Source organism: Okeania sp. SIO2F5 (genome assembly GCF_010692685.1).
In the GTDB taxonomy this organism is placed as follows: Bacteria; Cyanobacteriota; Cyanobacteriia; order Cyanobacteriales; family Microcoleaceae; genus Okeania; species Okeania hirsuta.
Window position 1 is genome coordinate 160,109 of the sequence record NZ_JAAHGU010000006.1, and the last position, 23,989, is coordinate 184,097.

Sequence of the window (23,989 nt, forward strand, 5' to 3'; positions counted from 1 at the left end):
CGAAATCTAGAATAAGCTAAGTTAACATTAGGAATAATATTGCAATGTTAAAATAAAGCTCAGAGTAAAGTTTTCAAGTATCATTTACATGATGGAATTATAGTTAATCTAAATATTTGAAGAAGGAGACAGGAGACAGCTATACTGGAGACAGGAGGAAAATTACATGGGGATTCGCTCCCCCAAGTAATGCGTGAACACCCTGTAGACGGTGGGGTATTAAACCCACAAAGAAAATGATAAAATAAATAAAAAATACGGTAAACATTAAAAAGATTAAATATGTTGCCTAATTTAGCTATCGTATTATAAATAATAAATAATTAGATAACCTCTTAGCTTGTAGCTGTGGGTAGTTAAATACTAAGCATAGGTTAAGTAAAGACAAAAAGAAAAAGTAATGACCCAAGTGTTATATCAAATCCGTTTAATTGGACATAAAAAAAATCTTCAATCGTCATAACTACGCTCATCTTTGTAATTCTTTCTTCTCCTGACTCCTGACTCGGTCCTTCCCCTCCTGGGAGGGGCGAGGGGTGGGTTGACTCCTCCTAACTTAACCATTCTATGGTTGTTTAACCGGATTTGATATTACTAGGTAAAAACGAAGGTATAGAGTTGGCCCTCCGGCGATTCAAGCGTCAAGTTTCTAGAGCAGGTATCCTTGCAGATGTGAAAAAACGTCGGTACTTTGAAACTTCTCAGGAAAAACGAAAGAAAAAGGTAGTAGCAGCACGACGTCAAAAACAATTTTATTAAAGCAAAAAATTTACAGTGGCAAATATTATAGAAGTGTTGAAATAAATTTTATAGAGCTTTAGCTAGTATTTTATGATATTAGTAATGTCTAATTTGAAGAAGGAAGAAGGAAGAAGGTCTAATTGCTTATGCATAGTCAACGACAGACCACGCGCGTGTATGATAACCCCAAACAATTTTCAGCACCTCCGTTGACGGTGTAGGGTTAATTTATTGTCACGCTTAGAAAAATTGTATCCTTTGAAATTTCCTAGATCTTGCTAGAACTAGTTAACCAAAAATATAGAGTTGTAAATATTCTCTGACGACAAAGAATTAGCCCTGTGGGTAGGGGACACTACTCCTGCCTTTTGCCTTATTCAATAAAGTTGAAATCAACAACTAGAATAGGGAATTAATTATTAAATGAAAACTATCCAGAAATGAATGTAGATCGAGAACTAGACAATACAATACTAAGTTTTGCAGATATTCAAGCAGAACTTAATATCCGCAATGCAAAAGATGCTTTAAAAGAAATCGTAGATAATATAGATTTAACTTCCGAAGAAAGAACCGGATTAGACTCAGAAATTTCTGGTTTAGAATCAATGTTAGAAAAACTGGAAAAAGCCTCTGTACATATTGCCGTATTCGGTATGGTAGGAAGAGGTAAATCTTCAGTTCTCAATGCTTTGTTAGGAGAAAAAGTATTTGAAACAGGCCCAATTCATGGTGTTACCAAAACTACAGAAATCAAGCAATGGCAATTAGGGAAAGATAACTTAGAAGAAACAGAATCCTCATCTGATACCTCTCTAGTTTCTTACAGAATATCCCAAATTGAACTTATCGATACTCCCGGTATTGATGAAGTAGACGGAGAAACTCGCGAACTAATGGCCAGACAGGTGGCAAAGCAAGCAGACTTACTCTTGTTTATTGTGGCAGGAGATATTACCCAAGTAGAATATGAAGCTCTTTCCCAATTACGAGATGCTGGTAAACCGATGTTGTTAGTATTTAATAAAATAGACCAGTATCCAGAAGCAGATAGACTAGCTATATACAATAAAATTCGAGATGAGCGAGTCCGTGAGCTACTATCTCCCAACGAAATAGTCATGGCAGCAGCTTACCCACTTGTAGCTAAGGCATTACGACAACCTGACAGTAATATTACAGTAAAGATGGAGCGGGGGGAACCCCAGATAGAAGATTTAAAGCTAAAAATATTAGAAATTTTAGACCAAGAAGGTAAATCTCTGGTAGCTCTCAATAGTATGCTCTATGCTGATAATGTCAATGAGCAGTTGGTGCGCCGGAAAATAGAAATTCGCGAACAAAGTGCTAATCAAGTAATCTGGAAAGCAGTAATGGCCAAGGCTATGGCGATCGCTCTTAATCCTCTAACTTTGGTAGATATTCTGAGTGGAGCTGTAATTGATGTAGCTATGATATTGACTTTATCAAAGTTGTATGGTATAAGCATGAGCCAAAGCGGAGCAATAGATTTACTGCAAAAGATAGCTATTAGTATGGGTGGCATTACAGCTAGTGAATTAGTGGCAAATCTAGGACTAAGTTCTGTGAAAGGATTATTGGGTTTAGCTGCACCTGCTACTGGTGGGTTGTCTTTAGCGCCTTATTTATCTGTAGCGGTAACTCAAGCTGCAGTGGCAGGTTTATCATCTTATGGAATTGGACAAGTAAGCAAAACTTATCTTGCTAATGGTGCATCTTGGGGAGAAGAAGGTCCAAAAGCTGTAGTGAGTCATATTTTAGAATCTCTGGATGAAACTTCAATTATGGGTCGAATTAAGGAAGAGTTAATAGCTAAGTTAAACATCAAAAATTTCAGTAATCAGCAATAGCAAAATAGCAAAATCAGGAAAGTTTTACTAACGAAAAAATAGTATTGCAGAGTAATAGTAAAGTGTGAAAGAAGAATGTTACGAATAATTTGAATCATTGAAAGATTTTACACATCATGTTTCTTTCAGAGTGCGGGGCAAAATTACCTGATTAAATTACAGCAGTTTTCGAGTTGATAAGGTAAAAAGTTTTATTCTTTTAGGGAATAGGGAATAGGAAATAGGGAACAAGGAATGAATAAAAATTATAGATTAGTCTCAAACTTTACCTCACTATGAAGAAAACAGAAGATATTTTTATTTTAGCTGTGGAGGATATCCAAATATTAATTATTCCTGCTACAGAGGTAAAAATTCTGTGATCAAGGCTAATTTTCCAACAATGAGTAAATTGAATTCAGAAATTATGTTCTGGTTCACCTAGAGAATATGGAGACATTTTATGCTTTGTTAGATCCTCTCAAAGAAAAACTACAAAGAACTTTATCAGAAAAAAAAATAGATAATTTATCCGAAATTTTGGCAGACAAAAAGCACAATAGTTTAGTTATTGATGCATGGCAATAGTTTGAGATTTTGACTAGGTGGAGAGTAAGCATTCAGCTATTAGCAGTCAGCTCTTCCTACGGAATGCTCTCGTAGTCAGCTTTTTAATGAATGAAGCAAGCATTTTGTTAACTTCTACTACATTTTTATACAAAGAATTGAAGTACAAGAACAAGAAGCTTAAATTGTCCACTAAAGGTAATAAAGCTGATAGCTGATAGCTGACCGCTGAATGCTTACGGTGGAGAGAGGATGATTAAAATCTTTAAAATTCTTTCTACTCTCCCCAATACAATACTTTTGCAGTAGCTTTAACTACTTATTATTTCTTATTTTTGAACTGCTCTAACCATTCTTGAATTTTAGAAGAAGCAATATCTCGTCCTCCTAAACCAAAAGCTAAAGCAATAGCTACTGCCATTGCTCCCATGAAAAGTCCAAAAGCTAGATTCACAATACTAGGAGCAATTCCCATTTGTTGCAAAGCCATAGCTGAGACTAATACAATAATCCCAATTCGAGCTAGCTGGCCCAAAAGTCTAGCTTGAGAATTACCAGAACTGGTGATTAAATTATAAGCAAGGTTAGCCAAGTATAGACCTATAGCCAATACTACTAAACCATAAAGAACCCGACCTGCAATATAAATTACAACATTGACAATTAAGGTCAGAGCTTCCAACTCCATAATCTGGGTAGCTGAAACTGTGGCAAAAAGGATAATACCCACAAAAGCTACAATACCAGCAATTTCTGAAGGAGTCCGTGCAGTAGGTTTAGCCCCAGGAGTACCAGGTTCACCCTGAATTACAGTAGCATTTGGATCAGAAGCTGGTTGTGTTGAACTTAAACCAAGCCAGTTGAAAAGGTTATTGAAACCAACGCTAGTCAGAAGATTAGTAACTAAATCACTAACAAATCTACCAACAAAATAAGCAACTACCAAAATCACAGCAGCAGCAAAGATTTTCGGTATAAACGTCAGAATATCATTGAGCATCGCCACTGCTGGAGTAGTAATGGCCAAAATATCCAGAGCGCTCAGAGCAGCGATCGCTACAGGAATCAATATCAGAACATAAACAACTGTGCCAATAATGGAAGAAAGATTTTGACCCCCAGTAGTTTGACTCATACCAAACCTACTACCTATTTGGTCTACACCTGTAGCAGCCAGAAGATTAGTAACAACTTTCTTAACCACAGTAGCAACTAACCAACCTACTCCAGCTAGAATAACAGCCTTGAGAATTCTGGGAAGAGACTGTAGGATTTGGTCAACAATGTTCTGAACAGGTTGTAGTGCAATCTGTAGTTGTAAAGCTTCCAGGATTACAGGCAAGAATAACAAGAAAATCAACCAATAGATAGCATTAGCAATAGTATCGCTAATTTGCACTTGATTTTCTGTTTGTCCATCACTAACTTGCTGGTTCAGACGGTCATCTAAACCAAATGTCCTCAGTCCTTTAGTAACTGCTAATTTAGCTATAGTTGCCACTAACCAGGCAATACCTAGCCAAATTAGGGCAGCTGCTACATTAGGTAAGAAGCTAGTTATTTCTGTGAGGAAGGCATTGAGAGGTTGAGAAACTGCCGTCAGGTTGAGCTTATCAAAGAAAGCTATCAGAACAAAGATCATGATGATCCAGAAAATCAAAGAGGAGATCCATTTCTCCACTGGTAAATTCTGAGCTTGTTCTTGACTACCCGTTACCCAACCAGCAATTTTGTTATCGATTTTGGTCTTCTTGAATAGTCCTCCAAGGAAGCTGGAGAGAATCCAAGCCACTATCCAGCCTACAACTAGAATTGCAATTGCTGTTACTATGTCCAAAATTGCAATTGCTGTAAAATTTTGGGACACCATATTTACAGGATTTGCTTCAGTTTGTGCCAAAATATTTGAGGCTAACATCAAATTAGCCTGAATTGGCTCACTGATTGATTGTGTAATAATTTGCCAAGTGCCATTCATGCTTTTTTTGGGTTAATGTGACCTTTAAATTAGCAACCTGATGAGATTACCAATATATGCCTTATAGCTTGAAGGTAACTATGTCATTTAGTCAAGTTTTTCAGCAATTTATTTTAATTCGTGCCAGTGCCACTATTGTAGAGGATTGTATTACTAATAACATTCTTATGCACAAGTGGTTAAATCCAATGTTACGTTGTGAACCTGTGGGCAAATGGGATACATTTGTGGGAAGTCGTAGTAGATTTATCATAAATATTCCCTTTTTATATCCATCTTTAGATAGTGTTGTGGTAGAACGAGAACCTGGTTTAATTGTCTGGGAGTTTAAGGGCTTTTTTCGAGGTCGAGATCGCTGGGAATGTCAACCAGAAGCTGAAGGTACTTGTTTATTAAATCGTTTTGAATTTGAGATACCGAATCCTGTAATTCAATTCGGTTTTAATAAGTTTGCTGCCTCATGGACAAAAGCAGATATGGAAGCTCAACTGCGACGTTTGAAGAGAGTAGCAGAAGAACAATACTATTATAAATGTTGAAAGAGGACTCCAGTTATAATCGCGAGATTTAACGGTGAGACGGGGCGTATAAACGGAGCGGGAAACCTAAATTGTTAACAGATAATTAACCTGAATCCTCAAAAAAAGTCTGATGATAACAGGGGATTAAAAGCTCTGTCAATCTTAGATAATACTTAACTAGGGCTTGCTGATTAAATCTAAAAGTATTTACAGATAAAGGTTTTAGCCTTTTTTGGGTCGAAAAAAGTACCTGGTTTTCAGCTCTTCACGCTCAAAAAGGAGCGTATTTTAGGCGCATAGTTGGGCAGAATAATCTTGGGACAAAACTTAGCTCCTACCTCCTCGCTCCCGATCCATTTCTCCCCTCCACCGGAGGGGTTAGGGGTGGGTTGTCTCCTGTCTCCTACCCTCACCCATAAGACTTTATTCAGCAAACCCTAACTATTTACACTCAACGTCTTACCTTTCATCTGATGATTAAACAATTTTCAATTGACTTACATAAATGTTCTAAGATACATTTGATTGAACAATGAATCAATGTAATTTGTGGTGTTGGTTAGCGTTGGCGGAGCCTAGCGGCAGCTATATCGCGAACCCACACCCTCACTAATAATGATGATCCCACTCCTATAAAAAACCTCAATTTTTGACAGAGTGGATACCCTTGAAATGCTTACAAAAAATAGTTTTGAAGTGGTTCTCACCCCGTGAGGTAAACTCCTTATTTTCAATTTTATCTTCTTACTTTCTGCGCAGCACTCGGGTTAAATTTATCAAAATTTATGACAACAAATTAGTTTTCAACAATTAATAATTATAGTAGTCACCATGACTGTATTTGAAATATCAAAAACTTAAAACTCAGACAACGAAAATTTTTATTTCTGCCTTCTACCTTCTTAAAAGAAGAGGTTTTCAACCTTAATTATTCAGTAAAAAATATTAATTTTAGCTGAAATAATTGAGAATTAACCTTCTTCTTTCTTGCTTCTTTTACCTTCCTGACCTGTAGACTACTCACAGAATAATTTTTGTACCTGTGGCTGGGCCTTGAGAAAATCTAGTCCTCTTTTTGCAAAATCAATAGTCTCTACAAAAAATGTTTCAATACCTTTAGCATCAATCAAAATTTTATCTGTCCATTTAAACTCTTGCACCATTTCTAAAAATGATATTTCTCCATCACTAATCATTCGACTAACTGTATCAATAATATCGTTAGTTACTTGAGATAAATTACTATCTGGAGAAAAATAACGACTAAATTGTTCTACACCAAGTTTGCCATAACGCGATTCTAATAATGTATTTACAAAATCAGCTTCAACTTCTAATTTATAATTTAAAATTTCCCGAACTGTATCGATATTTTCCTGAGTAGCATTTGCAGTTAAAAACAGTGACTTTAGTTGCTCAGACTGTTCTCCTGTCTCAGCAAAAGTTACTAGATCGGCAATAGCTATAGGTATATTCAAACCGTCATAGGTAATTTTAATTTCATCTATAGCATCTGCTGGTTGAGAAGTAAAGATTAAAACACTACTAATAATTGCCAAAAATCCTGCAAAAAAAAGGTAGAAAAACTTTGATATTCCTTGCCTAAAATCAGCAATTTTTTTGGATTTATTGTTCCACTGCCCTGAATTAAAAATATTTTTCATTCTACTATTCCTCAAAAATTAATAATTACATTTGTTCAATGTATTTTCACTCTTGTATATAAGGTCTGAAAGATGAGAGATGGGGTTCCCCAAATCTGTCATATTCAGTTATAAATCTTGACTCATACTAGCCAGTAATTGTCTAATTATATCTGCATCCTCTGCTTGAGGAAGATTTACTAGATAACTCTCTAAATCTTGACGAGCTTCTGCCCAAAAATTTAACTGATAATATAATACGCCTCGGTCTCGCTTTTCTACAATTGCATCAGGAAATAATAATAAAATCCGGTCGATAGCTGCAATAGCTTTTAACCCCTCATTTCGGTTCAAATAAATTCCTTTAAGATTTGTCAACATTCGTGCTAAAAATTGTTTTTTACTTACCTTTGCCAAAAACTGAGGTTGTAGCTCTACCGCTCGACCATAAATCCTGGCCAATCTTTCTTGACAATCTTGAGGAAAAAGAATTTCACCTCGATCAAAAGCATCTACATATATGCCAGCTTCTTCAAAATCAGGTCGAATTAAAAAATGTCCTGGCATTCCAATACCAACCATCGGAAAATTAATTCTCTTGGCAATTTCTAGATAAACGAGGGATAAAGTAATTGGAATACCAGTGTGTCTTTCTATTACTTGATTCAGAAAACTATTCTGTGGATCGTAATAATCAATTGTATTTCCAGCAAAGCCTAAATCATCATAGAGATAGTTATTAATACTTTTAATAATTTGTAGAGGGTAAAGCGTTTCTGGTAGTTTTTCTCGAACTTCATCTGCCATGGTATCCAGAGCATTCAGATATTCATCAGGGTCAAATTCTGGTTCATATTCTAAAGCTAAATAAAGAGCAGCTTTAGCTAAATCTATTTTTTCATCAGGTTGATTAATTACTGAATAAAATAACTGTCGATATTGGGAATAATTCATCTTTAAAATATTAAGTATTAGGTGGTAGTTTTGCAGTTTTTAACAATTAACAATTACCTCTCCTTGAGAGGGTATCTGTAAATAAAATATTAAATTCTGGTGTAGGGTGGGTTAGGCGCAGATTAATAGTTAAACTTCATAGTTGTCGCTATGATTCGCCGTAACCCACTAGAACCAATTTTTTAACATCCCTGAAGATTTATTTTATAGATACCTTCTGAAAAGAAAATGATTAACTAAAAGGAAAATTTTTTATTTTTTCCTCTTTAAAGGAAAGGCTTTAAAATTTAATTATTTGGTAAATGAGAAAGTTTGCCTAATGGGACAAACTTTATAGGTGACAAAGCGCCTAAAAGTCCCTCTAGGGAGTGGAATAATATCAATGTTCTAAAAATGTATGAAATCCTTAGCAATTTATAATTTATACCTTTTTGAGGTAAATACTGTAACTCACCAATCTGACAGATATCTTACCTGAGTTCTGCCTTGTTATTTATAACTATTCAACAGAAGATGATATTAAGTAGATGAGCATAAATAAAAGCAATATTAGAGGGCGGGTTTTTAGAACTAGATCGCGCTGAAGTCAAAGCTTTCGGTTAAACCTCCCCCTACAATTTTTTTACGTTTAATTAGACCTACCTACTTATACCAAATTGATAAATTTTTGCTACAAATAGCTAGGATATTTCTTAGGAGTTAACCCACCCCTAACCCCTCCGGTGGAGGAGAAGTCAGTCTGACTGAGTCAGAATGAATAGCTTTAATAGCAGTTTTTAGATCTGAACTTATCTTTTTCGTCCAAGAGACATCTCCTATAAAGTATTTTAATTGCCCTGATTATTCGTAACATTCTTTTTTCACGCTTGGTATTATACCAATTCCCAAAAGTATTGCTATACTTGGGCAATACTTCAGTTGTCAACTAATCAGCACAAGTAAAATCACTTTTTTGCTAATTTCAGCTAAGTTAATGTTAATTATTCTTATGTTTGATTCTCCCCACACTACCCCACTACCATACTCCCCTGCTCAACAAAGTGTAGAAAAGTTTTTGAGAAATGGTATTACTTACCTAAAACCTAATAGGTAATAAAGTGGCTAAAAGTCAGTCTATGGAGTGGAATAAGATCAATTTTCTCAAAATGTATAAAACCCTTTTGGATGTAAATACTGTAATATCATGTATCTTTAAATGCCCACAATAAAAATTTTAGGGAACAGGGAACAGGTAACAGGGAACAGGGAAAAATTTATCATAGAAAACATTTTTATTATGGCTAATTAATGAGACTTGATATAACTCGCCAATATGACAGATATACTACCTGAGTTCTGCCTTGTTATTTAAACTATTCAATAGAACATAGTATTACTTACCTAAAACCTAAAAGCTACCACCTAATAGCTGACAAAGCGCCTAAAAGTTATTCTAGGGAGTGGAATAATATCAATGTTCTCAAAATATATGAAATCCTTGGCAATTTATAATTTATACCTTTTGGAGGTAAATACTGCAACTCACCAATCTGATAGATATCCTACCTGAGTTCTGTCTTGTTATTTATAACTATTCAACAGAACATAATATTACTTATCTAACACCTACCACCTACCACCTTCTTCCTTCAAATACCATGACTTTTTCCAATTACCCAATGTCGCCGAAAGAAACGAGCTAAAGCTGATTCTTCTAAAGATAAATAAATCGGTCTGCCATGAGGACAAGTACGAGGGTTGCGAGTAAGTCGCCATTGATTTAATAAACTTTGCATTTCTGACAGACTTAAAGGAGTTCCATTTCTAATAGCACTTCGACAAGAAGTAGCTACTTTAGCAGATTCTAAATCACCACCTTTACTCAGTTCAATTAAAGCTTCAGCACAGTCATTTCTTTTAGCTAAAATTGCTGGAGCAGTACGAGCTGCCCAAAGGAAATCTCCAAAAATTTCTACTTCTATATTTAAACGTTGAAGTTGTTCTATTTGACCAGAAGATAAATTATGCAAAATAATTGGTGGCTCTAAATAAATTATTTCCCAAGCATCACATAATTTTTCATATAAAACTCTTTCATGGGCAATATGTTGCTCAATTAACCAAATGCCATTCGGATGTTCAGCTACTATATAAGTATTGTGTAATTGAGCGATCGCTTTGAGTTCTATCAATCCAAATTCTTGATTTTTTTCTGCTGTATTATCTGGAGAAACTTGTATCGACCGACGAGTTTGATAATTCCCTGTATTTTCAGATACTTTTAATATTTTTTCCACTCTTTCTGATAAAGGAAATTCTGGCATTACTTCCATATTAAATTGTAATGCCTTAGCAATTGTTAGCTCGATTTGTTGTTGCCAAAAACTGAGGTTATGAAGATAAACTTCTGTTTTTGCAGGATGACGATTCCAATTTATTTGATGAGGAAAAATTTGGAAATGAATAAAACATATAGGATAGCGATCGCGAGGGCAAGTCCGCGCCAAAGAACTAATAATTTTTTGTTCTAATTCTGGTACTTTTACTACCCTCCCATTAATAGCAACTTTCACCCAATCAGGTCGTCTGCGATGACATCTATCTGGCAAACCTAAGACTAATTCTAATGATTGTCTATCTAAAATTTGAGAATCTTGATATTGGGAAAAATTTGATGTTTCAATATTTAATTCTTCTGCTTCTTGCTCATCAATTTCTTGTTGAATATACTGTAAATCGCTCAATCTTACCGTCGATAAAATTTGAGGTAAAATTTGTTTTGCCGTAGCACCAGGACTAATTTGTATCCATAATTTACTACCCTGCCAAACTTGCCAAGTAACATCAGGATAACAAAGCGCTATTTGCTGAATAACTAATTGTATACCTCGCATTTGTTGTGCCAAAGAAGGCATTCCTTGACGACGTACAGGCCATTTTCCAAAAAGATTAGAAACCTTAACAATAGTACCAGGAGCAACAGCAACTCTTTCAACTTCAACAGCCTTTCCTTGCTCGTTATAAACAACTCGCCAACCTTCATTTTCATTCTCTAAAAGAGGCGACTTAGGACGACTTAATATTTCCAAAGTTGAGAGATTAGCTAAACTATGAAGTGCCTCTCCACGAAATCCCAAACTGGTAATTTTTGTGAGGTCTTGAAGATGAGTAATTTTGCTCGTACTATGAGGATTAGCTGCTTGTTTTAAATTAGCTAAATTCATACCCATACCATTGTCAGAAATTTGCACTCGCCACTGTTCAGAAATGATAGAAATTATGATGCGAGTTGCACCAGCATCCAGAGAATTTTCTACTAATTCCCGTACTACTGCTGCTAAAGAATCAATCACTTCTCCAGCGGCAATTAAATTAACAACTTCTTTGGGTAAGGTTTGAATTTTAGATTGCATTTGCAGACACAGATTTGGCCACGGATGTACGGATTAGTCCAGTAAGGAAAATAGTCATAATGCCAGCCCGCGATTATTATCATAATACTGTCAAATCTGCTATTCAAAAAGACGGATGGAGAATCACTGAGGATTCATATCTTCTTAAACTTACAAGGAGGAAAAATTTATTTGTTGATCTAGGTGCAGAACGTCTAATTGCGGCAGAAAAAGGACTAGAAAAAATTGCTATTGAAGTCAAAAGCTTTGGGAGTGCTTCAGAAATGAAGGATTTAGAACAAGCTATTGGTCAATTTGTATTGTATGAACATATTTTAAATCGTTACGAACCTGAGCGAAAATTATACTTAGCTGTTTCTGAAGAAATACGTCAATCAGTGTTTGAAGAAGAAGCTGGAATAATATTAATAGAAGATCGAATATTACGTCTTGTTAGCTTTAATCCCACTAAAGAGGAAATTGTTAAATGGATACCCTAAATATTGAACTTAAGCAAGCAATTATCAAAGTTTTACAGACGTTGCATGCAACGTCCCTACTGCCTACTCCCTCCTTTCTCACCGTAATAACTAGCAATAATAGCTACCATCAACCACCAAAGCGTATTAATTTGAGGACGATACCAAACCGTATCCACCAAACCATGAGCCATTAACCCTACCATCGCCACCATTGCCCCAATTAACCAATACCCTTGACGATCGCCTGCATCTCGCAAACGTCTTAAATTTAATACACCTTGATTGAAAGTCACCAACAGCAACCATAAAAAAGCAGTAAAACCAATAAAACCAGTTTCCACAATAATTTCTAAAGGTACCGAATAAGCACTCAAAGCACTATAACGAGGTCGCTGATAAAGAGGATAAATTTTGTTAAAGACATCATTTCCGGGCCCAATACCCAAAACCGGGCGATCGCGAATCATATCAAATACAGACATCCAGACATTCATCCGAAAATTATTACTACTATCTTGACGACCTGCAAAAACACTAAAAACCCGATAACGCAAAGGCTCTAATAACACCACCGCCAGAATTAATAAACCTGCCAAACTTCCCACAGCTATTGGCAGCGACCAAGTTTGCCAAAAACTGGGCATATAGATGCTCCACCAATACCACATTAAAATTAACAGAGCAAACATCAAAGCGATAAACCCAATCCAACTGCCTCTACTACCTGTATAACGTAAACAAGCACAATTCACTAGCAACATTGTTACTGCCAGAAATTTCTGTGGCCAAGTACGCCAGGCAAAAATTGCGACAAAGCTCAAAGCAATGGCAGGTAGTAAATATCCACCTAATAAATTAGGATTTCCCAAATAACTATACACGCGAGTAATACCAGCTTGAGCAGAAGTAGGGTCGTTCCAGGTAGCAAGGGGTTCAACCTTGTCTATCCATTGACGAATACCGTAGAAACTGACTACCAAAGAAACCAATAAATAGATACTAATTAACCAAGAGCGGAGTTTAGGCGATCGCAATACCATTGCTCCTAAAACAAATAACAATAGATAAAGAGTTAACTTGACCCATCCACTAAAAGCAGCCATTCTTGCTGGCGAAGTTGCCATTGCTAATGTAGCAATACCCCAATAAACGAATATCAGTAGATGAATGGGAGTTAAATATTCCTGAGTGTTATCTGAGACAGCAAGCAATACCCAAAACCCGGCACCAGCAAGTAATAATAAACCTATCAGAGCAGTATTTACAAAAGGAGCCAGACTAAATACAATTGCCAGCAAGATAAAACCCAGAGCTTCTCCCCATTGCATTAACCAACTACCTCGTCGCCAGTTATGGAGGGAACCATTAATTAAACCATAGAGGTAGCTAGCATTTAGCCATGGAGAGTTAGAAAAAGAAAGATTAGTTAATGTTAATTTCTGCCAAACTGAGTTCATATTATTATCAATTGGATAAATAATCTTACAAATAGTATAAGCAAGTAAAGAAAGTTATATAGCAGTCCTATTTTATTTGTGTATAAAAATCTTACCGCTTTTAGGGAACAGGGAACAGCGGTGCGACCCCGCGTCGGCGTCAGACGCAAGCGGTCAGACCCCGCGACGACGCCAGCTCGCTTGCGGAATGCTGACCAAGAGAGGGAACGCGCACCAAGAGAGGGAACAGGGAACAGGTAGAAGTTTCAGTTTTTTTATCTACTTTTTGATTTGTCACAACTTATTTAGGATTGCTATATTTGAGAATAATACAATACAGAATTTTGGCGTTGCTGAATTAGTGTATTATATTAACTTTAATTACTTAGGATTCAGGATAAAGAAAAGTGCTTTTCGGTCAATTCAGTAAGGGCAATATCTAATTTTGCCATTCAAAGAATGACTCTTAATTTACCTAAATCACTTATTTCATAACTTTTCATAACTCAAATCACCAATGCCATAATTTTAAATAAGAAGAAAACTATTTCCTATTCCCTACTTAGAAAGTGGCAGAGTTAAAATATATCGATAGCCTAATTCCGTAGAACCTTGAACCCAGAAAGAGCCACCATTTTGTTCAGCTAACTGACAACTTAATAGTAATGCCAATAGCTCGCGGGTAGGTTCAGCTGCAATATTTTCTCCTTGTATTGAAGTTTTGTCAAAAACTATTGTTGTTAGTTCATCAAATGTTAGCTGTAATCTATTTAGCATTAAGCTAGACTGATTATCCTGGTTTTCAATCTCTGATAACTTGTGAGAATATAGTTGAGCATGAGGAAGATTATCTCCAAGAATAGGATGAGAAACCCACACTGCAATATTAAATTCTTCTTGCTTTTCAGACAAATGAATTTTTACTCCACTCCCTGAACCTGTAGATTTAATTACACTATAAATTAAGTTGTACAATGTTTGTTCTAAAGCTATTTTATCAAAAAAACAAACCTGATCACTAGACCCAGCTAATAACTGAACTTTTATCTGCTGATGAACTATTTCTGGCTCTAGGTCTCTTACGATCTGCTGACAGATATTTTTCACATCAACGGGAGTTTTTTCTGAAGTTTGGCCAGACTCATCTAGTTTTGTTAAACCAATAATTTCTTCAACTAGCAATCGTAAATATTGACTTCTTTCATGAATCACTTCTACATATTTTCTCTGCTTATCAGTTAGAGAACCATAGATTTCTTGGTGGAGAACACTTGCCATCCCCATCACAGAAGTTAAGGGAGTTAACATTTCTTGGATCAAAAGACTTAGTAGCTTATTTTTAATTAAATTAGAGGATTTAATAATAGATTCTTTAGTCATTACAAAAAATTAGGCGGGGGATAGTTTTGTCAAGTTTTATTAGTGGTATAGCAGAAGGAAGAAGGCAGAAGAAAAAATATTGTGTTGTCTGAGTTTTAAGCTTTTGATATGTCCTCACCTCCCCTTCAACTGCTATACTAATTCACTCAAATTATTTCACAAATAATTCAAAACTTGGTATTTGAAATAATTTTCTAAATTTATTTTCAGTCAAAGCTTTTAATCTATATATTTATAATTTTATAGCAGATAACAGTGAAAAAAAATTTATCCTGATTGGGACATCATCAGTCTATATCTGCGCCCTACTTGTCTATTGCTATAATTTTTAACTTTCGATTTCTGTTTAAGTAGTTAACTAGCTATCAACATTTCAGCATTTCTGTACCGGAATGCTCCGCAAACAGCCTTCAGCGGGCTAAAAGCTTGGGTTGAAATTCTCGACTTCTAGCTTATCGTTTAATTTTATAACACTAGGCAAATAGGGCGCGGACATTTATAAATGCTCAAAGTTAGTCAGAGATTATTTTTGTACGGACAAACGGCCGAAAGCTTGCGCATAACGATCGTTAACGCCACTACTGACTTATGACTTTTGACTTGCGCGTAGCGTTATAGGAGGGGTCGCGTATCCACTTCTCAAAAGCTGACTGCTAAACGCCTAGCGGCTGTTTGCGGAGCATTTCAGACCGAAACGCTTTTTAAACCGAATTAACCGAATTAATTGTATATTTTATTTTCTATTCCCTATTCCCTTTTCCCTACAAATGTTAAATTAATTTTTGGCACAGATACTATCATTTAATCGTTTCTTCCAGTGCCTCTTGCAAATCTTGAGTCAGCTCTGATATAGCTGTACGACGTTTAGTTTTGTAACTCTCCCAACGCTGGGAAACAGAAATTGGTTGTCCCACTGTCATGTATACTATTTGTTTTCCTAGTATAGGACGCTTGAGAGGATTACCGCCCTTAATGCGATTAATCATATCCCATATTAGTAGAGTTGTATCAGAAAACCTTTCTACTGTCGGTTTTTCCGTAATATATTTGCCACTAACCGCAACAAAACTTTCGACTAATCTCATGTGCCACATTCTTAGACTAGCCTCATGCGCAAGTCGATCTGCAAGAGCTTTGTCTAAAGGAGAAAGAGTTGCTAAATTTTCAATATCTTCTCTGTATATACAATTCCAACCCGCTTGTTCTAAACGACGACAACGATCTATAAAATTACCGCTGGCCTTAATATGAAAATATTCTTCTGCCACTTCCAAAGCAACATTGAGAAGAGCATTGAGGCGAGTGGCGATCGCTTCATTAATTTGGTTATCTGTTAAAGATTGTTGGGAAGAACTTTCTTCAGTCAACTTGGGTAGCTCTCGGTGGTAGAACTTTCTATAAAATTCTTCCATTTTTGCTAATAAATGACCTGCTAATCTCAAAAGTCGTTGGTACAGTGCAGAAGGTGCTAACTTTTGCTGATGAGAAAGATTTTCTGAACCTGAAAATAAACCACTATCTTTTTCCAGCTTAGTTAAAAGTTGCTCTATATTTTCCCATGGTTCACCCAAGTATTTATATTGAATACCTATTGGTACAATGAAAACTTCCTCAGAACGAGTTGCTTGATGTATATCCTCAACACACCAAAATCCCATCTGGGCAATACCAGGCTCTAAGGGACTAACTCTTTCATTATGGCCATTAGTAGCTCCTTCTGGAGCAGCCATCATTGGTAAACTGCCATTGGCAAATAATTCACGAGCTGATTTTAGTCCCTGACGGTCTATTTTTCCTCGGTGAATTGAACTTCCTCCCAAATATGAATACCATTTACCTACAAAATCACCAGCCCATAAAGGAATACCTCGGTCAAAGAGAAAATGATAGTGGAGAAGAGATGGAAGGGTAATTCCTTGTTGTTTAGCAAATTTGGGCAATAGATACCAGATCATATACCCTAGACAGTAAGGGTCGTTGGCATTAGGATGACGAAATGCCATCAGAAAGCGGTTTTTCCCCTGATGGAAGTTTTGATATAGTTGGGCTAGGGTTTCTAGGTTATCTGCTTGTACGTCGGCGACAGACACTTGGTACTTAAGCCACCAAGGTAACATTAGCTTTGTACCTAGTCGTACCAGTGGCTTGAAGTTGGGTGGAATATATTTTAGGGGTGGTTGAACGTGGATGGTTGAGTGGGACATTAAAATTTATCAGTTACTTATGGGTTAAATATTAGATTTTCCTGCGAGCTATTTGTCTATTCCCTACTTTCTAATGCTTCTACCCTTTTTTCTAATAATAGTATTGTATGAATTGGGGTTGGCTTTCTTTATACTCCAAAAATTCCGCCAATACACTTACCACTACTTCTGTTTTAGACATCTTTGTTTGATTAATATAATCTTTAAACTTATGCAAAAGTTGGAGCGAGATTATAACTTGAAGAAGGAGACAGCTATACTGGAGACAGGAGGAAAATTACATGGGGATTCGCTCCCCCAAGTAATGCGTGAACACCCTGTAGACGGTGGGGTATTAAACCCACAAAGAAAATGATAAATCTGATATTTTTTTCTAACTAATCATTACTGTCTGTCCTGTTTGTGTATATGAACAACATCATATTACATGGCAAAAACTTTAACATAATTTTATATACTAGAAAATATTTCTACTTTGATATATGTATATAGCAATCCTATTTAAGTTGCGGGTAACAATCTCTTTAAATTTAGGGAACAGGGAATAGGGGTAAAAGTTTCAGAGTTTTTATATATCCTTATATTTTTTACAAATCATATCAAATCCGTTTAATATGGTATGAAAATATTGTCCATATTCACCATTACCAAATCTTGATAACTGTTTTTCTTCTTGTACGAGCGTTAATAGCAATGCTACCGGATTTAAATCATTTGGGATTACTGTATGATCGTATTTTTGAAAAAATATTTGGGTGCATCTCACATTTGCAAAAATACTTTTTTCCTATATATTCCCTATTCCCTGTTGCCTGTTGCCTGTTCCCTAAAAGCGATAAATTTTTAGCTTTATTCAAAATTGAGATGCACCCAAAGATTTCCTACTGCTATAGTCTTAATAGTTAAAGGCTAGAAATAAATATTTTAATTTCTAGCAGATATATATTTTTGATTTTTTTTCACTGCCACTCTTCTAATTATTCTATCCAATTTTGCAATAAATTATTAATTTGTTCTCGTCGAGTTTCAAAACTTGCAGCTATCCAAATAAAGACAATTCCTACTATTAAACCGATGCTCCACTTGAAAAAAGAGTAAAGAGAGTTCAGGATAATTAGTTGATTAAAAGCGTTGATGAAAAATGTGACTGTTCCTATATAAAGAAAAGCTCTAGTTGGTAACACTAATCCTGGAAAAATAACAATTACACTAATTATTCCTGGTAGTAAACTAGTCTATTGATTTTCTAATAAAGCTATAAAACAAATTATTTCACTGCCAAAAAGTCGTAAGTTATGCCGAATATTTCTGTTTTTAGGTAATTTCAAAATAGGATCGACTTTAGCGATATAAAGTATAATGTATATGCTAAAAGTACTAAATATTGTCCGGTTAAAAGCCCTGTAAAAAAAAGAATGCTACAAAAAGGTGCATATCGTTTAAAGATACTTAAAAAAAACCGATCCAATTAATTTTAGATGGTTATATATATATGATTTTTACTGATAACTGAATTCCGCAGTTCCGACCACAGGAGGCTAACTGAAATTACCTTTTTTTATTCAATCTTTCTTCCCTCTTCCTTCTTCCCCTCTTCCTTACTTCTACCATTTGTAAAAAACATCGATAGCCCTCAGTATAAAACCTAAATCCTACTAAAAAAATCGGGAATAATTACAGCATTTTTGAGGAAGCGCAAGATACTGTTTAATACTAATCTCTATTCCCTTTTCCCAATTCCCTATTCCTTAAACTCACAAAACTTTGTACCTTATAACTCCAAAACTGCTTTAAGCAATTTTCGCTAAAGGTTCTGAAAAGAAACCAACTTTACCTCCATAAGCACGATATAAATTTTCTTCCTGCAATACAACCTGCCGATCGCCAACAGCAATTAACTCTTTATTTAACAAAATCAAATCATCAAAATTAGCAATAGATTCCCCTAAATCATGATTAACGACTATGACAATTTTTCCAGAATTTGCTAATTCGTGAAAAATCCCAAAAATAATATTTTCGGTTTTCTGGTCAACCCCAACAAACGGTTCATCAAAACAAAAAATATCAGCTTCCTGAGCTAATGACCGCGCCAAAAATATTCGTTGCTGCTGACCGCCAGAAAGTTGACCAATAGGGCGATCGCGATAACCATCCATGCCTACTCTGGCCAACGCCTCCATCCCTATCTGCCGACTCACTGTAGAAAAGCGACGAAACCAACCTGTTTTTGCTACCCGCCCCATCATTACGACATCCCAGACAGTGGCCGGATAAGTCCAATCAATTTGCGACCTCTGAGGTACATAAGCAACTATTTTTAACTGCTCTGAAAGAGGTTTGTCATTATAGATAATAGAACCCTCACTTAAGGGAATTAACCCTAACATTCCCTTCAAGAGGGTACTTTTACCTGCGCCATTTGGTCCAATAATACCAGTTAATTTTCCTGCTTGTACCTGTAGGGTAATGTCTCGCAACGCTTCAACGGTACGATAATGGACTCTTAAATGACTTACTGTAATTTTAGTCTGATTCATTAATTTAGATTCCTATAAATATTCCCTAGCTATTCCCCTTTCTATAACTCAAGAAGGAAGATTCGATAAAAAAGAATCTTAAATAGGGTTTGCTGAAAAAGTATGAATAGTAGGGGTAGGAGACAGGAGACAGCAGACAGGAGACAACCGACCCCTCGCCCCTCCCCCTCCCAGGAGGGGAAGACAGGAGAAATGGATCGGGAGCGAGGAAGTAGGAGTAAGAATTGTAAGAATGATTTTTCTGCCCAACTATGCGCCTAAAATATGCTCCTTTTTGAGCGTTTTATACTGAAACAGGCGCACTTTTTTCGTTCCCAAAAAGGCACTTGTCTTTATATGTCAATGCTTTTATATTTAATCAGCAAGCCCTAAATAAAGGTGTGCATCAAAAATATGTTCTGGAATATAGGAGTCGAAACAAAGGGCGCGGACAGTTCAAAAGTTTAAAACTCAGACAAAGTAATACTTTTCCTTTTTCCTTCTTCCTTCTGCCATATCAAAAATATGAAAACAATATGATATACATTATGAAAGGAATATGAAAAATTGTCAATTAAAATTAAAATGAAATTAAGCAGTATTTCTACTCAAGGTTTCCCACAAAAGTTGTGGCCAGCATTAGGAATTTTATTGGGATTATGGATAAGTAGCTGTGCCGCCCCATTTTCAGACGGTAATGAAAAAAAACCTAAAGTAGTTTCTACTAGCACCATAATTGCCGATATGACAGAAAAAATAGGTGAGGATGAAATTGAGCATCAGGGAATTATGGAACCCGGAGCTGACCCCCATATTTATGAACCTGTGCCTGCTGATAGTGTGGCTTTTGAGGAAGCGGACTTAATTGTTTACAATGGCTACAATTTGGAACCTGGTTTAATTAAACTGATGAATGCTGCTGGTATAAAAGCCCAAAAATTGGCCGTGGGGGAAAAGGTGACACCATTGCAAAATCCAGATCAGGGCGAGTTAGTGCCAGACCCCCATGTTTGGGGTGATGCAAAAAATGGGATTTTGATGGTAAATGGAATTCGGGATGCTTTGATTAATTTGTCGCCGGAAGATAAAGAGTTGTTTACGGAGAATGCAGCGAGACTCACTGAGGAGTTACTGGCAGTTGATACTTGGATTAGCGAACAAATAGCAACTATTCCAGAAAGTAAGCGCCGATTAGTGACAACCCATGATGCTTTTGAATATTATGTCAGAGCTTATGGTTTAGAGATGACTGGAACTTTAATTGGGATGAGTACCGAAGAGCAACCCAGTGCAAAGACAGTGAAAAATTTGGCAGAGGAAATTAAGAAAACTGGAGTACCTGCAATTTTTGCTGAGACAACAATTAATCCTCAGTTGATCACAACTGTAGCTCAGGAAGCAGGAGTAAAGTTAGCGCCAAGAGAGTTATATTCTGATTCTATTGGCGCTCCAGGTAGTGAGGGAGATAGTTACGTTAAAATGTTGATCTCTAATACTCAGGCAATAGTGGAAGCTTTGGGTGGGGAATATACAGCTTTTGAGTTGCAAACAAAATCGACTACAGAGGGCTTGTAACTGTTGGCTAAAATCTGGTTTTATCTATAAAAATCTGGGATTATCTGTTTTATGCTATAGCGCTACGCGAAGCGTGAATAGGGAATAGGGAATAGTAAACTGTCAAAGGCTTTCAGGATTTAGAAATGTCCTAACCTTAATGCGTAGTGCTATACTAGGATTCACGCGCTGAATTATACCCCACAAACCAGCAAAAAACGCTGCTGGCTAAACACGCGGGTTCAGTAATACGATAACTAATTACCCGGATTCTATATCATATAGAATCCGATTGAACACTCGTCATTGCGACGATAGGAAGCAATCTCGTGAGACCCCTGAGATTGCTTTCCTTACGGAATGCTGCGCAAACCTTCCACTCCGTTCCAGTCGCAATGACTTGGGTATAGTAATTATCCGGATTTGATATGACTCCTCTTTCCGTAATACATTTTGTCGTGCGGAATTTAGGATTACACTATTGGTATTATGAAGTATCTAAATTCATCTTTATTATGAGTTTAGTCATAAGAATTTATTATCTATTTTCAGAATTTGGATAAAAAAAATATGGTTTCAAGCTCGAACTGCAGCATCCTCTGTAATAATTTTGAACTGTAGTTCAGCTCGATCATCTTAAATTGAAAGGAAAAAGAGAATTATGAATGCTAAAGAAATGGATGCAGCTCGTAAAAGAGCAGCTAATTGGTACTATCAGGATACCTGGGGTTGGGAACCTGAAGATATTCCTCCAACAGAAGTACATTCGACTTTTCTAAAAGCTCAACTCATAGCAGCAAATGGTGATGGAAAACTTGCCCCTGAAGAAAGACAGTGGGCTCTTGGTCGGGCAGCTACTGTTGGATACCCAGAGGATCTACTTCAAGAATTAGAAGACTATAAAGCAGATGAAGATATCGCAGAGGTGATTTCTCAAACTGAAACAACCAATAAATCGAGAAAGTCTGTAATCTACTTTGCCATTAAAGCTTCTGCTGCGGATGGCGTTTATCACGATCAAGAAAAAAAGGTCGTCCGTCATGCTGCTGCTGCTCTGGGAATTTCTGAAGACGTGGTAGAAGAAATCGAAAAACTGTGTGCAGAAGAAGAACTTTTGAAAGAAAAACGCATTCAGTTATTGTTCCCCGATGGTAGTCCTGCAGCTCACTAGACTTACCATAACGAGAATCAGCATTGCTGAAATGTAATGGTCAGTAGCTGAAGGTAAAATCGGAAAACTTATGTTTTTCGTTGATACTTAATCTAAAAATCATTACCACTCAGCAACGCCCGAGAATCTATAGTAACTTTGCCCCTCCCATTCTTATGAAGCAGGGCTGTTTCAAAGTATCGTAAGTCAACGATGAGCGGGATCTAGGGAGATAGGGGGATGGGGAGATCAGGAAATCAACCGAAATTTGCTAGTTTTTCAGCTTCTTTAGTGATGAAAATTTGACTTTTGTAGTCTAGTTCAATAACTCCAATCAACTCGAATGACTAACAATTCGTTAATTTACCTTCGAGTATGGATGGATAAATTTGGCTTAGATCCCGACTATTGGCTCGAAAATTCTCCCCACCTCCCCATTCCCCTCCTGGGAGGGGTTAGGGGTGGGTCCCCATCTCCCTCTCTGTTTTTCACATCGGATGAAACAGCCCTGCATTCTTATGAAGGGGGGCGTTTTTAGTCTGTTGCCAGCGAAATTCACAAAGCCACCGTCAGCTAGCAGAGGATTCTCATCTAAATTCCTAACTCATAGACAAAAAAACTTTGGAATTCTGGTTTATCCGCAGGACCCAAAGACTTCTTGGAGAGTTGTTGCCAGCCGCAGAGTTTGAACTCCTGTTCGACAATCAGTGGAGACATTTTGTGTTCGTTGCCAAAACCAGTCATTAAGTCATTATAAGTTGCTCGGAGTTCGTCGATCGCTACTTCAATACAATTCCTTTCCATAGCGCAGTCAACAACATACCTATACCAAATCCAGAGTGCCTGCTGCCGATGTCGTTCAAATTCCAGTGCCACATGAGGAATCTCCCCCGATCGCTTATAATCTTCGACTTCAGCAGCACTTGTCAAAATATAGCCATTAGCAATATAAATAAGTTTGGCGTTAGCAATGCGTAGTGCATCAGCTTCATTGGAGTAATCGGGACAGAACTCATCACCTAAGATTAAAACGCCATCTTTTTTTAGCACTTGCTTTGCATGAGTTAAGTAATTTGGAGGCAAATGGTGGTGAGAACCCCAAGAGATAATTATATCTACATATTCATTCCACTCTTCAAAAGGACGGTCGAATACTGTAGCTTTAGTGTCAGCTAGACGATGTTTTAATTTGACAACAACATCAGGTTCTTCTTCCGCCACGATTAATTCAAGATCAGGGAGCGATTTTAGCAACTTGGAAGCAAAATATCCAGTACCACAGCCAACATCCAGTATGCGGAACGATCTTCCTAGACGTTGGCAGTGCTGCCTAATAAGTTTTATGATGTAGGCATCACCTTGAGCAATTTGAGGATGACCTTTACGCATCAAAGCCGCAATATCTACTTCTGTAGAATTTATCCCGACTTGGGAATGGTTTGTAGCAAAAACAGACATGAAAAAGCTCCTATAAGAAACAATAAATTAATCCAAGTTCGAGATCGGTTAGACCAAGTAGCACTAATTAGGGAATGCTTGTCGTTAATTGATATTATATCATGTCCGGATAAGAGCGTTATCAAAAAACTTTCTCCTTTTTCTCCTCTTCTTCCTCTTCCTTGTTCTTTCTTGTTTCTTT

Annotated in this window: 19 protein-coding genes and 1 pseudogene; 10 read left to right on the top strand and 10 right to left on the bottom strand. The window is 36.6% G+C overall.

All coding sequences use genetic code 11. The features are described from left to right. Positions 1 to 585: 585 nt before the first annotated feature. The 3 genes from rpsU (at position 586) to F6K27_RS03785 (ending at position 3,179) form a co-directional block, all read left to right on the top strand. On the top strand, positions 586 to 759 hold the full coding sequence (rpsU, locus tag F6K27_RS03775) for a 30S ribosomal protein S21 (protein ID WP_124146000.1): 174 nt from the start codon (positions 586 to 588) through the stop codon (positions 757 to 759). A gap of 422 nt (positions 760 to 1,181) precedes the next feature. Beyond that, on the top strand, positions 1,182 to 2,612 hold the full coding sequence (locus F6K27_RS03780) for a GTP-binding protein (protein ID WP_287274007.1): 1,431 nt from the start codon (positions 1,182 to 1,184) through the stop codon (positions 2,610 to 2,612). 390 nt (positions 2,613 to 3,002) lie between these two features. Beyond that, entirely contained in the window at positions 3,003 to 3,179 is a 177-nt protein-coding gene (locus F6K27_RS03785; protein ID WP_375339400.1) for a hypothetical protein, read from the top strand. A gap of 301 nt (positions 3,180 to 3,480) precedes the next feature. Here the strand turns inward: F6K27_RS03785 and F6K27_RS03790 are convergent, their stop codons facing one another. Then, positions 3,481 to 5,136, bottom strand: coding sequence for a mechanosensitive ion channel (locus F6K27_RS03790; RefSeq protein WP_287274009.1), 1,656 nt, complete (start codon positions 5,134 to 5,136; stop codon positions 3,481 to 3,483). 80 nt (positions 5,137 to 5,216) lie between these two features. Here F6K27_RS03790 and F6K27_RS03795 point away from each other — a divergent pair, with 80 nt between their 5' ends. After that, complete coding sequence (locus F6K27_RS03795; protein WP_124146003.1) at positions 5,217 to 5,675, top strand: SRPBCC family protein; 459 nt, start codon at positions 5,217 to 5,219, stop codon at positions 5,673 to 5,675. A gap of 998 nt (positions 5,676 to 6,673) precedes the next feature. On the opposite strand, the gene F6K27_RS03800 is transcribed toward F6K27_RS03795, so the two are convergent. From F6K27_RS03800 to mutL, 3 genes are all read right to left on the bottom strand, one after another. After that, entirely contained in the window at positions 6,674 to 7,321 is a 648-nt protein-coding gene (locus F6K27_RS03800) for an alpha/beta hydrolase (protein ID WP_287274011.1), read from the bottom strand. Positions 7,322 to 7,429: 108 nt separating this feature from the next. After that, positions 7,430 to 8,254 (bottom strand): SirB1 family protein, encoded by an 825-nt coding sequence (locus F6K27_RS03805; protein ID WP_287274013.1) that lies wholly within the window; start codon positions 8,252 to 8,254, stop codon positions 7,430 to 7,432. Positions 8,255 to 9,882: 1,628 nt separating this feature from the next. Further along, positions 9,883 to 11,646 (bottom strand): DNA mismatch repair endonuclease MutL, encoded by a 1,764-nt coding sequence (mutL, locus tag F6K27_RS03810; protein ID WP_287274015.1) that lies wholly within the window; start codon positions 11,644 to 11,646, stop codon positions 9,883 to 9,885. A gap of 59 nt (positions 11,647 to 11,705) precedes the next feature. Between mutL and F6K27_RS03815 the strand changes: the two genes are divergently transcribed. Further along, positions 11,706 to 12,125, top strand: coding sequence for an element excision factor XisH family protein (locus tag F6K27_RS03815; RefSeq protein ID WP_287274017.1), 420 nt, complete (start codon positions 11,706 to 11,708; stop codon positions 12,123 to 12,125). Between the two features lie 56 nt (positions 12,126 to 12,181). Here F6K27_RS03815 and F6K27_RS03820 read toward each other — a convergent pair whose 3' ends face one another. From F6K27_RS03820 to F6K27_RS03830, 3 genes are all read right to left on the bottom strand, one after another. After that, on the bottom strand, positions 12,182 to 13,564 hold the full coding sequence (locus tag F6K27_RS03820) for an IctB family putative bicarbonate transporter (RefSeq protein ID WP_287274018.1): 1,383 nt from the start codon (positions 13,562 to 13,564) through the stop codon (positions 12,182 to 12,184). A 537-nt stretch (positions 13,565 to 14,101) separates the two neighbouring features. Beyond that, complete coding sequence (locus tag F6K27_RS03825; protein ID WP_287274020.1) at positions 14,102 to 14,923, bottom strand: sensor histidine kinase KdpD; 822 nt, start codon at positions 14,921 to 14,923, stop codon at positions 14,102 to 14,104. Between the two features lie 797 nt (positions 14,924 to 15,720). Further along, positions 15,721 to 17,127, bottom strand: coding sequence for a 1-acyl-sn-glycerol-3-phosphate acyltransferase (locus tag F6K27_RS03830; RefSeq protein WP_287274021.1), 1,407 nt, complete (start codon positions 17,125 to 17,127; stop codon positions 15,721 to 15,723). Between the two features lie 211 nt (positions 17,128 to 17,338). On the opposite strand from F6K27_RS03830, the gene F6K27_RS03835 reads away from it, so the two are divergent. Then, positions 17,339 to 17,482: a hypothetical protein gene (locus F6K27_RS03835; protein WP_287274023.1), complete on the top strand. Its 144-nt coding sequence runs from the start codon at positions 17,339 to 17,341 to the stop codon at positions 17,480 to 17,482. A gap of 622 nt (positions 17,483 to 18,104) precedes the next feature. On the opposite strand, the gene F6K27_RS03840 is transcribed toward F6K27_RS03835, so the two are convergent. Both F6K27_RS03840 and F6K27_RS03845 read right to left on the bottom strand, forming a co-directional pair. After that, positions 18,105 to 18,311, bottom strand: coding sequence for a hypothetical protein (locus F6K27_RS03840; protein WP_124147097.1), 207 nt, complete (start codon positions 18,309 to 18,311; stop codon positions 18,105 to 18,107). 606 nt (positions 18,312 to 18,917) lie between these two features. Continuing rightward, complete coding sequence (locus F6K27_RS03845; protein ID WP_287274025.1) at positions 18,918 to 19,667, bottom strand: metal ABC transporter ATP-binding protein; 750 nt, start codon at positions 19,665 to 19,667, stop codon at positions 18,918 to 18,920. A 102-nt stretch (positions 19,668 to 19,769) separates the two neighbouring features. Between F6K27_RS03845 and F6K27_RS03850 the strand changes: the two genes are divergently transcribed. The 4 genes and pseudogenes from F6K27_RS03850 to F6K27_RS03860 all read left to right on the top strand — a co-directional run bounded on the left by F6K27_RS03850 (position 19,770) and on the right by F6K27_RS03860 (position 22,371). After that, positions 19,770 to 19,928, top strand: a complete 159-nt coding sequence (locus tag F6K27_RS03850; RefSeq protein ID WP_287300841.1) for a hypothetical protein — start codon at positions 19,770 to 19,772, stop codon at positions 19,926 to 19,928. Positions 19,929 to 20,231: 303 nt separating this feature from the next. Then, positions 20,232 to 21,221 (top strand): metal ABC transporter solute-binding protein, Zn/Mn family, encoded by a 990-nt coding sequence (locus F6K27_RS03855; protein WP_287274084.1) that lies wholly within the window; start codon positions 20,232 to 20,234, stop codon positions 21,219 to 21,221. A gap of 170 nt (positions 21,222 to 21,391) precedes the next feature. Continuing rightward, positions 21,392 to 21,457: pseudogene (locus F6K27_RS33515) on the top strand (helix-turn-helix domain-containing protein); the annotation flags it as partial. A gap of 404 nt (positions 21,458 to 21,861) precedes the next feature. After that, complete coding sequence (locus F6K27_RS03860) at positions 21,862 to 22,371, top strand: TerB family tellurite resistance protein (RefSeq protein ID WP_287274027.1); 510 nt, start codon at positions 21,862 to 21,864, stop codon at positions 22,369 to 22,371. 570 nt (positions 22,372 to 22,941) lie between these two features. Here F6K27_RS03860 and F6K27_RS03865 read toward each other — a convergent pair. Continuing rightward, entirely contained in the window at positions 22,942 to 23,808 is an 867-nt protein-coding gene (locus F6K27_RS03865; RefSeq protein WP_287274029.1) for a bifunctional 2-polyprenyl-6-hydroxyphenol methylase/3-demethylubiquinol 3-O-methyltransferase UbiG, read from the bottom strand. Between the last annotated feature and the right edge of the window lie 181 nt (positions 23,809 to 23,989).